At 40.8% G+C, this 13,493-nt stretch carries 12 protein-coding genes and 1 riboswitch; of the genes, 4 read left to right on the top strand and 8 right to left on the bottom strand.

The features are described 5' to 3' along the window. Positions 1-49: 49 nt before the first annotated feature. Positions 50-280, bottom strand: a complete 231-nt coding sequence (locus ATG70_RS07660; protein WP_098443741.1) for a hypothetical protein — start codon at positions 278-280, stop codon at positions 50-52. Positions 281-437: 157 nt separating this feature from the next. Here ATG70_RS07660 and ATG70_RS07655 point away from each other — a divergent pair, with 157 nt between their 5' ends. Then, positions 438-2,075 carry an L-lactate permease gene (locus ATG70_RS07655; protein ID WP_098443740.1) on the top strand — a complete coding sequence of 546 codons (1,638 nt, stop codon included), beginning with the start codon at positions 438-440 and terminating at the stop codon, positions 2,073-2,075. 64 nt (positions 2,076-2,139) lie between these two features. Here the strand turns inward: ATG70_RS07655 and ATG70_RS07650 are convergent, their stop codons facing one another. Next, positions 2,140-2,397, bottom strand: a complete 258-nt coding sequence (locus tag ATG70_RS07650) for a hypothetical protein (RefSeq protein ID WP_098443739.1) — start codon at positions 2,395-2,397, stop codon at positions 2,140-2,142. 166 nt (positions 2,398-2,563) lie between these two features. On the opposite strand from ATG70_RS07650, the gene ATG70_RS07645 reads away from it, so the two are divergent. From ATG70_RS07645 to ATG70_RS07635, 3 genes are all read left to right on the top strand, one after another. Beyond that, a complete protein-coding gene (locus tag ATG70_RS07645; RefSeq protein ID WP_098443738.1) occupies positions 2,564-3,580 on the top strand; it encodes an LLM class flavin-dependent oxidoreductase in 1,017 nt (338 codons plus the stop codon). 176 nt (positions 3,581-3,756) lie between these two features. Further along, positions 3,757-3,858: riboswitch (purine riboswitch) on the top strand. A 96-nt stretch (positions 3,859-3,954) separates the two neighbouring features. Continuing rightward, the gene (locus ATG70_RS07640; RefSeq protein WP_098443737.1) at positions 3,955-4,551 is read left to right on the top strand and encodes a xanthine phosphoribosyltransferase; all 597 of its coding nucleotides are present in this window, start codon (positions 3,955-3,957) and stop codon (positions 4,549-4,551) included. Further along, a complete protein-coding gene (locus tag ATG70_RS07635; RefSeq protein WP_098443736.1) occupies positions 4,538-5,839 on the top strand; it encodes a nucleobase:cation symporter-2 family protein in 1,302 nt (433 codons plus the stop codon). Before ATG70_RS07640 ends, ATG70_RS07635 begins: the two co-directional genes overlap by 14 nt. A 42-nt stretch (positions 5,840-5,881) precedes the next feature. Here the strand turns inward: ATG70_RS07635 and ATG70_RS07630 are convergent, their stop codons facing one another. From ATG70_RS07630 to ATG70_RS07605, 6 genes are all read right to left on the bottom strand, one after another. After that, positions 5,882-7,669 carry an L-lactate permease gene (locus ATG70_RS07630; protein WP_098443735.1) on the bottom strand — a complete coding sequence of 596 codons (1,788 nt, stop codon included), beginning with the start codon at positions 7,667-7,669 and terminating at the stop codon, positions 5,882-5,884. 153 nt (positions 7,670-7,822) lie between these two features. Then, positions 7,823-8,608, bottom strand: coding sequence for a fumarylacetoacetate hydrolase family protein (locus tag ATG70_RS07625; protein WP_098445756.1), 786 nt, complete (start codon positions 8,606-8,608; stop codon positions 7,823-7,825). Positions 8,609-8,621: 13 nt separating this feature from the next. After that, positions 8,622-10,094 (bottom strand): FAD-binding oxidoreductase, encoded by a 1,473-nt coding sequence (locus ATG70_RS07620; RefSeq protein WP_098443734.1) that lies wholly within the window; start codon positions 10,092-10,094, stop codon positions 8,622-8,624. Further along, complete coding sequence (locus ATG70_RS07615) at positions 10,051-11,451, bottom strand: (Fe-S)-binding protein (protein WP_098443733.1); 1,401 nt, start codon at positions 11,449-11,451, stop codon at positions 10,051-10,053. The genes ATG70_RS07620 and ATG70_RS07615 overlap by 44 nt, the downstream gene beginning before the upstream one ends. A gap of 1 nt (position 11,452) precedes the next feature. Then, positions 11,453-12,733: an FAD-binding oxidoreductase gene (locus ATG70_RS07610; RefSeq protein WP_257147641.1), complete on the bottom strand. Its 1,281-nt coding sequence runs from the start codon at positions 12,731-12,733 to the stop codon at positions 11,453-11,455. A gap of 14 nt (positions 12,734-12,747) precedes the next feature. Next, complete coding sequence (locus ATG70_RS07605) at positions 12,748-13,467, bottom strand: FadR/GntR family transcriptional regulator (RefSeq protein WP_179886217.1); 720 nt, start codon at positions 13,465-13,467, stop codon at positions 12,748-12,750. Positions 13,468-13,493: the final 26 nt, after the last annotated feature.

Genomic DNA, 13,493 nt, shown 5'->3' with positions numbered 1-13,493 from the left:
ATAGGTTACGATGTGCTAAAAAAGCTAGCAAAGTTCGCTAGCTTTTTGCTTACTTGCTTTGAGATTTACATTTTTCTTGAATGACTGTAAGGGCACTTTCTTTATCAGGCTGATCACTTTGGTGCCAGCGAATTTTTCTTCCAAATTCGTCCGCCTTCGCATACGCATAGATTTTTCCTTCGTATTCCGCCACGCTAATTTCCCAATAATACGTCACTTCTGCCCCAGTAGGCTGGGTAACGTCAACTGGATAGAAAAAGTAATCGACTTTTTTTAACATAATATCAGCTCCTTCATTATTGATTCAAAGCTATTTTAACAGATTTTCTTTTCCCAGTTTGTTTTAAAGTGTGATGTTTGTCACTTAATGTTTAGGTGATTTTAGATAAGCTATATGTGAAAGAGATCACATTAACCTCGTAGAAAAGGTGAGAAAAATGAATGGACTCCAACTTTTTGCGGCATTAACGCCGATTCTTGCGGTATTTATCTTGCTTGTTCTACTACGCCTTCCGGCTACTACCGCCATGCCAGGAAGTTTACTACTTACTGCAGTCGTAGCTTTTTTCATTTGGAAAATACCAGTTATACAAATTGTGGCAGCTTCTTTGGAAGGGCTGATCATTGCTTTATCGATTATTTGGATTGTATTTGGAGCGATTCTGCTTTTAAATACGTTACGAAACAGTGGAGCGATTGATGCGATTCGAGCGGGATTTATGGGCATATCGATGGACCGTCGGGTTCAACTCATTATTATTGCCTGGTTGTTTGGTGCATTTATTGAAGGAGCAGCAGGGTTTGGTACGCCAGCTGCAATTGGTGCTCCGCTTCTAGTTGCTCTTGGATTCCCTCCCCTTTCCGCCGTTACGATGGCGCTTATTGCAGATAGTAGTCCTGTTTCATTCGGAGCGGTTGGAACACCTATTATCGTTGGTGTAGATCAGGGGCTTCGACAGGGACCAGCCGTTGCAGATCAAGTAGCAACTTCCATTGGTAGTCAGTCAATGGGAGAGTACCTTCAGGCCATTACTCAAAGTGCTGTCATGATTGACCTTTTTGTCGGCACGTTAATTCCTTTAATCTTAGTGATGATGTTAACGCGCTTTTTCGGTGAAAATCATTCTTGGAAAGAGGGGCTCTCTATATGGAAGTTCGCCTTATTTGCTGGGTTTAGCTTTACCGTACCTGCTTTTATTGTAGCTACTTTTCTAGGACCTGAATTCCCCTCTATTATTGGTGGGCTTGTTGGCCTTTCCATCGTGATTCCAGCTGCCAAAAGAGGCTTTCTTCTTCCTGATGAGCCCTGGGATTTCAACCATGTAAACCAAACGAACTTGAAGCCTCACCATTCTCTTTCATTAGGTGTAGCCTGGATTCCTTATTTGCTCGTTGCGATTTTATTAGTGCTTACGAGGTTAGATTTTCTTCCGATAAAAGGATGGCTCCGGTCCGTTAAGATAGGCTGGCAAGACATTCTCGGAACGGAGATCAGTACTTCTTTTGAACCTTTTTACTTACCTGGAACTATTTTCATCGTTGTTATCGTCGTTACCATCTTTCTGCATAAAATGACACGAACAGCTGTGAAAAATACAATGATAGAATCAATAAAAACAATGGTTGGGACAGTCGTTGCGCTTGGAACAGCGGTTCCTATGGTTCGGATTTTTATCAATTCTGGTATTAATGGTTCTAATCTCCTGAGCATGCCAATGGAGCTTGCGACACTTGTAGCGAACGCAGTTGGCGATGCCTGGCCACTTGTTGCCCCGTTTATCGGTGCACTCGGCTCCTTCATTTCTGGAAGTGCGACATTTAGCAATATGATGTTCTCACTCTTTCAATTTAGCGTAGCGGATCAGCTTCAAATGAATGAACAACTTGTCCTTTCACTTCAAGTATTAGGTGCTAATGCAGGGAATATGATTTGTGTTTTAAACGTTGTGGCAGCTGCTTCTGTTGTCGGAATGGTCGGGAAAGAAGGAACGATTATTCGGATGACGATGGGGCCTATGTTGTTTTATGCGGTTGCTTCTGGAGTACTTGGATGGATTGCGATTATGGTGTTTTAACTTGATGCCTTAAAAATAAACAAAAGCCGATGGTGCAGTGCATGCAACATCGGCTCATTTGTTTTTATCCAAGATTTTCAACGTCCCAGGTTCGTATGGAATAGAATCCATCGTCAATCTTCTCTTTTTCATTACGAAGCGTTTCAAGTAATTCTTTTGGAAACCGCTGCATGGAATCGTGATGGATCTCCACTCCATTATAACCACTATAAACAGGTACAGTAACGATTTGTTTTTCAATCGTATCAAAACAATGTAAACAGAGAAACCCAACGCTTCTCATCCGATAGGTAAACATGATTCGATAACGAGAATCTTCCATCCTCTTCCCTCCTACTAATCAATTCTAGTAATTAGTATGTACAGATAATGCCTTTGACATACGTGTTAATGAGCGGATTATTTTCTATTACAAGACGCCCCTGATAGAATTGGGATTGGGTTTTTATAGAAGTAAGAAATCTATTAAAAAGAAAGAAGATGAACGTATGTCTAACCAAACGAAAAAACAATTAAAAGATATTTCATATTCTGTCCTAGATTTAGCGCCTGTTAAAGAAATTGGTGCGATTTCAGATGCTCTTCACCGATCACGAGACTTAGCTCAGCACGTAGAAAAATTAGGCTACAATCGTTTTTGGCTTGCAGAACATCACAATATGCCCTTTATCGCAAGTTCAGCTACGTCAGTCGTCATTGGACATGTGGCTGCAGGAACGTCCACTCTTCGCGTCGGTTCAGGTGGCGTTATGCTTCCGAATCATTCACCACTTGTTATTGCGGAACAATTTGGAACACTAGAATCACTCTTCCCAGGCCGAATTGATCTAGGTCTCGGTCGTGCCCCAGGTACTGACCAGCGAACTGCATTCGCTTTAAGACGAGGACAAGGATCAATGGGGCAGGACTTCCCAGATCTACTCGGTGAACTACGATCTTACTTCGATCCTACATTAAGTCAGGGTACTTCTCCTGTTCGAGCCGTTCCTGGTGAAGGATTAGATATTCCAATTTGGCTACTTGGATCAAGTTTATATAGTGCTCAGCTTGCTGGAGAACTAGGTCTACCTTATTCATTCGCTAGTCATTTCTCACCAAAAAATACAATTAGTGCTTTAGAAACTTATCGAAGTCATTTTAAGCCTTCAAAAGTATTGGATGAGCCTTACGCAATGGTAGGCGTCAATGTAATTGTGGCAGATACTGATGAAGAGGCTAACTTCCTAGCTACAACGCTTCAACAGCAGTTCCTTAACTTAATTCGCAATCACGAAGCACCCATGCAGCCGCCAGTTGAGAAATTGAATGCTAGTGAATATGAATTAGCAGCTCTTCATCAACAGCTCGCCACTTCCATTGTAGGTGGACCGGAAACCGTTGAAAAGAAAATGCAAGAGTTCCTTGATGAGACTCAAGCGGATGAAATGATGGTTATTTCATCAATCTATGATCACGAGAAAAGGAAGAAGTCTTACAAACTTCTTTCTGACATAACGAAGGGTTAAATTAAACCTAACAAAGGCCGGATTCAATGAATCCGGCCTTCTAATGGATGGAATACTAATAATTAGCAGTTAACTTAGATTAGTTGTGCAAAACACGAACATAAATGTGTTCTCAATCTAGTATTGTTAAGTTTTTCTTTACAACGATTTTGATGTTGGTTTATAATACCATTCATAACCTTATGAACATCATCACTCATATAACCGCAAGAATATGGCTTGCAAGTTTCTACCGGTTCACCGTAAATGATCCGACTATGAGTGAGCAAACTTCTGTGCTAGAAATGCTTTTTTCTGCAGGCCCGAAGGATATTTTGCTCACTCTTTAGTGGGTAAGATGTTCTTCGGGTTTTTGTATTAAAGGAGGATTTAACATGGAAAATTTAAAAAAGAAAATTAAACAGGAGGGTATTGCACTATCTGATAGCGTTTTAAAGGTGGATACTTTTCTAAATCATCAGGTAGACCCTCAATTAATGAAAGAAATTGGAGAAGTGTTTGCAAAGCGATTTGCTAATTTAGGGGTCACAAAAGTTGTAACATTGGAATCTTCAGGAATAGCACCAGCAGTATTCACTGCCTTAACACTAAATGTTCCTTTGATTTTTGCTCGAAAGAAAAAGTCGCTTACTCTTAACGAAGATTTATTAACTGCGGTAGTCTACTCTTATACAAAACAAGAGTCCAATACAATCTCTATTTCTAGTAAATTTCTATCTGAGCAGGATCATGTTCTCCTTATCGACGATTTCTTAGCGAATGGACAAGCTGCTGAAGGATTATTGGAAGTTGTTGCTAAAGCTGGAGCTACTACAGCAGGGATTGGAATTCTAATTGAAAAAGCATTTCAGGATGGCGGAAAACGATTACGGGAAAAGGGTTATCGAGTTGAGTCACTTGCTATGATATCCGAATTAGAAGCTGGCAAGGTAACGTTTACTGAAGAGGAGATTATGTATGAATCTATTTAAATACACTTCTCTAGGTATTCAACATGTTCTCGCCATGTATGCGGGTGCTGTTGTTGTTCCTCTAATTGTTGGAGGCGCACTTGGGCTAAGTGGACGTGACCTAACTTATCTTGTTTCAATCGATATCTTTATGTGTGGAATCGCGACTATTTTACAAGTTTGGAAGAACCGTTTCTTTGGCATTGGCTTACCGGTAGTTCTTGGTTGTACGTTTACTGCAGTCGGACCAATGATTGCAATTGGTGGAAAATACGGGATAACAGCTATCTATGGAGCTATTTTAGCAGCGGGAATATTTGTTATCCTGATTTCCCCTGTGTTTAGTAAATTAATCGCATTCTTCCCTCCAGTTGTAACCGGATCAGTCGTTACCGTTATTGGGATAACTCTTATTCCTGTTGCGATGGGAAATATGGCAGGTGGAGAAGGTGCTGGAGACTATGGTTCTTTGCAAAACATTTCGCTTGCACTAGGGACGCTACTTTTCATTATTGTGTTAACAAAGTTATCAAATGGATTTGTTCGATCTATCGCCATATTAATAGGTCTTGTGGTAGGTACGATTGTAGCCAGTTTCATGGGTTTAGTTGATCTAGCTCCTGTTAAAGATGCTTCCTGGTTTCACCTTATTGAACCTCTTCATTTTGGTGTGCCGACCTTCGAACTTACAGCTATATTAACAATGATCCTTGTTGTTCTCGTAAGCCTCGTAGAATCTACAGGTGTTTACTTTGCTTTAAGTGACATTTGTGAACAGGAGATTTCAGAGCAAGATGTGAAAAAGGGATACCGTGCTGAAGGTATTGCAATTGTTCTAGGGGCTTTGTTTAATGCGTTCCCTTATACTACATACTCCCAAAATGTGGGTTTGATCCAGCTTTCAGGTATTAAGAAAAAACAGGTCATCTACCTCGTTGGTGGAATGTTAGTTGTTCTTGGCCTTGTTCCAAAAATTGGAGCCGTTACTACAATTATTCCTGCACCGGTTCTTGGAGCAGCGATGCTTGTCATGTTTGGAATGGTGATGGCATATGGTATAAAAATGCTAACGCGAGTTGATTTTAACTCACAAGAAAACTTATTTATTATAGCCTGTTCAATTGGCATAGGTCTTGGTGTTACAGCTGCCCCTTCCGTGTTCGAACAGCTCCCAGCTAGCATTCAAATTCTTACTGACAATGGAATCGTCGCTGGAAGTGTAATGGCTATTCTGTTAAATCTCGTTTTTCATGCTTCATCTATAAGAAAGCCTGAAAAAGAATCATTGATTGAATCAAAAGCTTCATAGTATACAGAAGCACCTGCCATGTAATGTGGCAGGTGCTTTTGATTATTTAATGGATTTATAAGGGTTATTATCAACGGTAATAGCGGTACTTTTAGAGTGATTCGTTGCAATGATATAAATCGCTGCAGCTCCAATAAGGGTGGTGAGTATCGTTCCGAGATTAAATATTCCCTTTTCAGAAGTCCACACAATTGAATAACCGAGTGCACCAGCCATCGTTGCATAATAAACAAATGGGATAAGCGTTTTTCGAATAACGTCCCCTTCTTTACCTACTAGTCCTACGACTGCAGAAGCAGCAACTACGTTATGAACACAGATCATGTTCCCTGCTGCGCCCCCTACAGCTTGGAGAGCGACAATCCACGTTGCATCTACACCTATTTGAGCTCCAACATCATATTGGAATAGGGAAAACATCATATTACTGACCGTATTGCTACCGGCAATAAATGCGCCAATACCACCGATGAATGAAGCAAAAAGAGGCCAAAAATCTCCTGTTAGAGCTGCAACACCGTTAGCGAGTTCTAGCGGCATTTTATCAAATCCTGCCCCTCCACCACCGGAATTCAAGAATACTTGAACCATAGGAACAGTAAAGACGAGTGCAGTTGAAGCAGCGATCATCGTTTTACCAGAGTGTTTCCATGCTCGAACATAAGCAGTCGTATTCATTTGATGAATGACAAAAGTGATTAGTGAGACAAGTATAAAAATCGTGCCTGGTAAGTAAAGCGGCTGAAAGCTTGACGAAATCTGAGTACCAAAAATATTAGGTATTGAAACCGTCCAAGCTTGAAACCAATCGATTAATGGTAGCGCTTTCAATCTGGTTGCTACAAGAAGTAAACCAACTAGAATATATGGTGTCCACGCGCGGACCATCGACATATGTCCACTTTTATGAGCAATATCTTTAATTTCAATGCTTCCTGACCAGGAAGGATCCCAGTTTTCTTTATCATCAAAATCCCATTGTTCATTTGCAGGTGGCATGAGAAATCCTTTTTTCGCAGCTGTGACCACAATAGCGAGTCCAACTAACCCCCCTATCATTGATGGGAATTCTGGACCTAAGACATTTGCGACTATAACGTATGGAATCGTCATAGCGAAAGCAGCAAACAAAGCAAATTTCCAGACTTTAATCCCTTCCCGAAATGATTTGTTTTTACCAAAGAAACGAGTCATAAGTGCTACAACAAATAAAGGGATAAGTGTACCTACGATAGCATGAAGAATGGCGACTCGCCCTCCTACCATTGTTACAAGAGCAAGGAAATCGTTCGTGATGCTAGCGTCAGCAGTAAGACCAGATTGAACACCGACAAGAATTGGCGTTCCAACTGCACCAAATGAAACAGGTGTGCTTTGGATCACCATACCTGCAATAACGGCAGCCATAGCAGGAAATCCGAGACCGACAAGAAGCGGCACAGCTACTGCTGCCGGGGTACCAAAACCAGCAGATCCTTCAATAAATGAGCCAAATAACCATGCAATGATGATGACTTGAATGCGACGGTCAGGTGAAATACCAATAAAGCCCTCTCGAATCGTTTTTATTCCACCACTTTCTTGTAGTGTATTTAAGAGTAAAATGGCTCCGAAGATGATATATAACAAAGTAGCGGCAACAACTAACCCATTTACCGATGCTGCGGCAACAGTAGCGCCCGGAACTTTCCATACGAATAGAGCTAGTACAACTGCGACGATGTATGATACTGGCATCGCTTTACTTGCTGGCCATCGTAACCCAACAAGGAAAATTCCTACTGCAGCAATCGGGAGTAACGAAAGAATTGCTAATAATCCTGTACTCATTGCTCATCCTCCAATAGTTATATTTGTTGGTAATGAAACCTGTTTCTCCTTTCTTTCATCGATTCTGTCTATTTTCGTATAGTTGTATGTAATCTGTTTGAAGACAGTCAAATCTTAAGCTAGTTTTAGCACGACCCAGAAGAACTCCCAGGATTATTTGTGGGAGACGTGAACACGAGTAGAGGCATGCTTGAACGTATTCGTTAGAGAACCGATTTTTTCGATAAAACATTCAACGGTATCTTCGTCTTTTACAAAATGCGCTCCAGTAGGACTTCCTGTAAGGATCACGTCACCAGGATGTAATGTCATCACCGTTGAAAGATAAGCAATCATTTCTTTTATCGGAACAATCATCCACTCTGTTGGACTGTTTTGTTTCAAGTCCCCGTTTACCTTTGCTGTTACGTGAATGTCATAAGGGTCTAATTCTGTTTCAATAACGGGTCCTAGCGGCGTAAATGTGTCGAAAGATTTTCCAAGCGTCCAGTGACCATTTTCATGGAAAAATTGAGGTGCTGTTACATCGTTTCCGACAGTGTAGCCAAAAACGTAGTCAAGTGCGTTTTCTTTGTCGATATTCTTCGCTTCTTTCCCAATTATTACCGCAAGTTCAGACTCGAATTTTATTTCGTGTAGTTGATCTGGAATGATCACCTGTTCACTAGGTCCAATCACTGAGGTTGCTGGCTTGAAGAAAAACACTGGCATCTCAGGGATTTGATTGGGGAGTGATTGTTTATTATCGACGTAGTTCGCCCCAATTCCTATAATGTTCTTTGGTGCAATTGGAGCAAGTAGCTCAATGTCATCTAATGAGACTTTCTCACTTGTATAGGACCAATTCGTAAGTGGGTTTCCTTCAATTACCGTGACATTATTCTTTTCGATTACACCAAATTGAATCTTATCCTTGTAATTAAATCTACCAAATTTCATATTAATAGCTCCTTTATGTTGATTTTGTAAGTGAAGTTTCATTGACCACCTTTTTAATATCCATACATCTGCTTGGAGTTGGGAAAAGCTTTCCTTGATTCAATAAGTTATTGGGATTAAATACGTCTCTGATGGAAGTTTGAGCTTCAAGTTCTTCATCGCTAAAAATAAATCGCATTTCTTCTTTTTTCTCTATTCCAACCCCATGCTCACCTGTAATGGATCCTCCTGCATCTGCACAGGCTTTCAGGCATGCTGTACCCGCAAGTAATGCTTTTTCTGTTTCTCCTTCAATTCTAGAATCAAACAGGATAAGCGGATGCAAATTGCCATCGCCTGCGTGGAAAATATTCGCTATTCGAAGGTTGTACTCCTTGCTTATATTCCTTATTTCTTTAAGGACTTCAGGAAGTTTACTTCTTGGAATAACACCGTCTTGAACAAGGTAATCTGGTGAAATGGCTCCCATCGCTCCAAATCCTGTCTTTCGATTTGCCCACCAGCGGCCGCGTTCCTCCTCATCACGTGCTACTTTGACGTCACGTACATGATGATTCTCACAAACAGACAAGATTTGTTCAATTTGTTCAGCAATCCCTTCAGCGATCCCATCTACTTCTATTAATAAAAGAGCTTCAATATCAGAGGGGTGTCCAACGGGAAAAGCCCCTGCTTCTACTCCTTCAATCGCGGTTTGGTCCATCATTTCGAGCGCAGCAGGTATTATACCTGCTGAAATAATGTCAGAAACAGCATGGCTTCCATCTTCCACTCGTTCAAAATAAGCCAGAACAGTTTTCTTTGATTCCGGGTTTTTGAGAATTCGGACGGTGATTTTTGTGACAATCCCTAATGTGCCTTCTGACCCTGTTAGGATTCCGAGAATATCGTATCCGGGAGTATCAAGGACACCGTTAGCGCTGATTTCAATCACTTCTCCATCTGGAAGCACAACCTCAAGACCGAGAATATGATTCGTAGTCACTCCGTATTTCAGACAGTGCGCCCCACCAGCATTCTCAGCTACATTTCCTCCAATTGTACAAACGTATTGACTAGAAGGATCTGGTGCATAGTAATACCCTTTATGAGAAATGGAGTTTGTTAGTTTTAAGTTCACAAATCCAGGCTGAACCACTGCCTTTCTGTTTTCATAATCGACACTTAAAAGATTCTTCATTTTCACAAGGCTGATGATAACTTCATTATTTAGGGGAATCGCTCCTCCACTTAATCCCGTTCCAGCACCGCGAGCGAGAAAAGGGATGTTATGACTAGCACAATACTTAACAGCAGCTGATACTTCCTCTGTGTTTTTAGGGAAAATCACAGCTTTAGGCATCGCTTTATGAATCGTAAATCCATCACAATCGTAGGATAATAGATCTTCTTTATGATGTAGAATGGATTTGGTCCCTACAATTTTCGAGAGAGCAAGAATGTCATGGTCTATTGTTGGTTTCTTCTTTCTCGACAATAACACCATCTTTCACTCCTTTCATTTCATCTTCTTGATAGGCCCAATCAAGTAACTGAACGGTGTGTACTATTTTTCCGCCACGGCCGTATTTCTGAACCCCCATTGCCATTTGAAGCATACATCCCGGATTCCCCATCGAAATCATCTCAACGTCGCTAGGTACATTTTCCATTTTTCGTTCTAGAACAGCGGAAGCCATTTCGGGATTTGTAATATTATAGATTCCGGCACTGCCGCAACAGGTATCTGCATTTGGCTGTTCAACATAATCAACACCCGGGATATCTTTTAATAGCTGCCTTGGTTCATGACGAACGCCCTGACCATGTGCAAGGTGACAGGCATCGTGATAGGTAATCCGTTTGTTGATTGCACTTAGCGGTTTCTCATATCCTGTATCATAGAGATATTTTGAAATATCCTCCACCTTCTTAGAAAAAACTTCTGCTTTTGCTTTCCATTCTGGATCATGTCGGAAAAGCTCCGGGTACTCCTTCAATGCACATCCACATCCTGCTGCATTAACCACGACTTTTTCTGCATCTTGAAATGCTTCAATGTTTTGTTTGGCAAGTTTCTTTCCGGTTTCTCGGTCACCTGCGTGGATGTGCAAAGCACCGCAACACGTCTGATTTTTAGGAAGAACAACATCATTTCCGTTATGCGTAAGTACGTTGATGGTTGATTGGTTAATATCACTAAACATCACGTCCATGATACATCCCTTCAACATTGCAACTTGTGCTTTCGAATTTCCTTTTGCAGGGATAATATCAACATTTTTATACTTTTGATGGGTCGATTGATGAATCTCCGGCATAACTGCTTCCATTTCTACAAGATGATCAGGCATAAGACCGAGGACTCCAGTCGATCGAACCGCTTTTTGAATCCCGCTCTTTTGATAGAATTTTAATAATCCGCCAGCTGCTTGGAGACGACTTTGATGAGGAAATATACCTTTTAAGAAGAAGCTACTGACGGCTCGCTTTACTCCTTTTAAAGGCATTGCCTGCCTTACCTGACCACGTGCTTCTTCAATCAACCCACCGACATCAACATCTGCAGGGCATGCAGTTGTACATGCACGACAATCCAGGCACTGAAATACGGGATCCATAAATTGTTCATTTACTTCAAGCTTTCCTTCAGCGACAGATTTAATAAGATGAACGCGTCCTCGTGGTGAATGTTGTTCCTGCCCTGTCTCTAAATAGGTTGGACATGATTCAAGACACATGCCACAATGTACACAGTCTGCCCACTTTTCCTCATCAGGATGGTCCTCCCACAGGTAATTACTTAAACTGTTAGATGAACAAGGGGGTGAGTTCTTCATTAGTTCTTTTTCTCTTAAACTCATACTATATCCCTCCTATAAAACGCTGTTCATTCAGCGTGTTTTTGGGATCAATCTTCTGTTTTATTCCTCTCATTAAAGAGAAAGAACCTTTTTGCTGTCCCCAGACTTCCAACTGTTCCCGAAGTTCGAAAGGAAGATGTTTTACTATACCGTACCCACCATGTTTCTCAGAAAATGCCTGGATGTAGCTAATCCATTGAACGACGTTTTCAGGGAGCCCTGAGACGATAATTGTACTAAGACCATGTCCAACTCCTGCGTGTGCAAGAATCTGCACGTTACCTTCATGATTCAATCGATCGCATTCCTGAAGTAGTGGGAATACTCCCATATTGGTTGTTCCGACTTTCATAACACCAGAATTCGTATCATGAAAATCGTTTTGACTGTTTGGTTTTAGCTCATTAAATATTGTCCAGAAGTCTTCAGGCTGTTCTAAAACGTTCATCATTGCTTCTGTTGGTTTGTTTTCATCAATCCAATCTTCTTGAAAAAGGACAGCTTTTTTAACATCTTCAAGTGCGATTATTAAGTGATACTCATCTTTATGAAATAAACTCTTGGATAGCATTGGGTTAATAAGTTCAAGAGAAACAGGTTCAATCGTAGAGTCCTGAATTTGTATAATGAATGATTTTAAATCATTAAGTGCATCCTCTTGTACACTTAACGTGACGGTACTTGAGTGTTTTGGAAGTGGACGTAACTTTAATGTGATTTCTGTAATGACTCCGAGAGTTCCCATCGCGCCAATAAACAATTTGTTCATATCATAGCCGGCCACGTTTTTTACAACTTTTCCGCCTGTACGAATTATTTTGCCATCAGGATAAACAATACGCATGCCAATTACGTGATCACGTGCAGCCCCGTATTTCAAGCGTTTAGGTCCACTTTCATTAGCACTAACGACCCCACCAATAGTGGAAGCTGATGAGTGAGCTGGGTCTAATGGGACCATCTGATTATGTTGCCTCAAAAATTGTTGGAGGTTCTGCATGGTAGTACCAGGTTTTACTGTTACTGTCATATCTCCTGCTGTATGTTCAACAATACCGGTTAATTTCTTTAGAGAAAGAGTAAAGTCGTAATCAGGCTTTGTCCCTCCGTATCCCAGTTTAGTTCCACCACTTACAATAGCGAGCTTCTTTCCGTTTCTATTTGCTTCTTGTAAAATCATTGCAACTTCGTCTTCCGTCTCTGGATATAGTATATGAGGCGTAATATTGCCAAATCGGTTTGCCAATTTGGTCAACGGGCCTTCCATCAGCAGTTCGTCCAAATTCTTCCCTCCCTTCAAATTGTTTCAATAAATTCAGAGCGAATCGAAAATCCTTTTCTCATATGCTTTTTTACATAGGATAGGTGAAGTAACATGGCTTCGTTTGCACCTGAAGCATCTTCACAAACGATCATATCCATGATTAATTCGTGCTGATGATGGATGTCATGAATCAGTTCAGGTTTTGAAGCAATTAAACTATGGAAATCTGCCATTGATTTAGCCATTGTGGATGAGATCGATTCTAGTAATTCTTGTAAAATGCTATTTCCTGAAGCCTTAGCAATTGCCATATGAAATTGACAATCATGATAACCGCTTTCATCATATTGACATTCACTCATGTGATTGAGTGTTTTTCTCATGGCAATGAGATCCTGTTCTTTCCGATTTACTGCAGCTAATTTGACAATGCTCGTTTCTAAAATCTCTCTTACTTGAAAGAGAGATTCCAATTCCTTCTGATGGGGCATCAACATATGTTGAAAATAACGTTTGGGATTGAACCCTGTCACAAACGTTCCCTCACCCTGTCTTGTTTCTACTAATCCTCTCCCCTTTAGTGTTGTCAGCGCATCACGTACAGCTGAACGACCTACATCAAGGGAATCACAAAGCTCTCGCACAGAGGGGAGCTTATCACCCTCTTTGTAACTACCTTCTTTAATTAGTTTTACTATTTGTTCTTCAACTTTCTCAGATATTTTTTGAGAAGAAATACGCTTAAATTCCAAAATAATAACCACCTTTCAGAAGTCAC

The sequence above is a fragment of the Bacillus sp. es.036 genome, assembly GCF_002563635.1.
GTDB lineage: Bacteria > Bacillota > Bacilli > Bacillales > Guptibacillaceae > Guptibacillus.
Note: the sequence above shows the minus strand (reverse complement) of the source record. Positions and strands in the feature narration are given on the sequence as shown.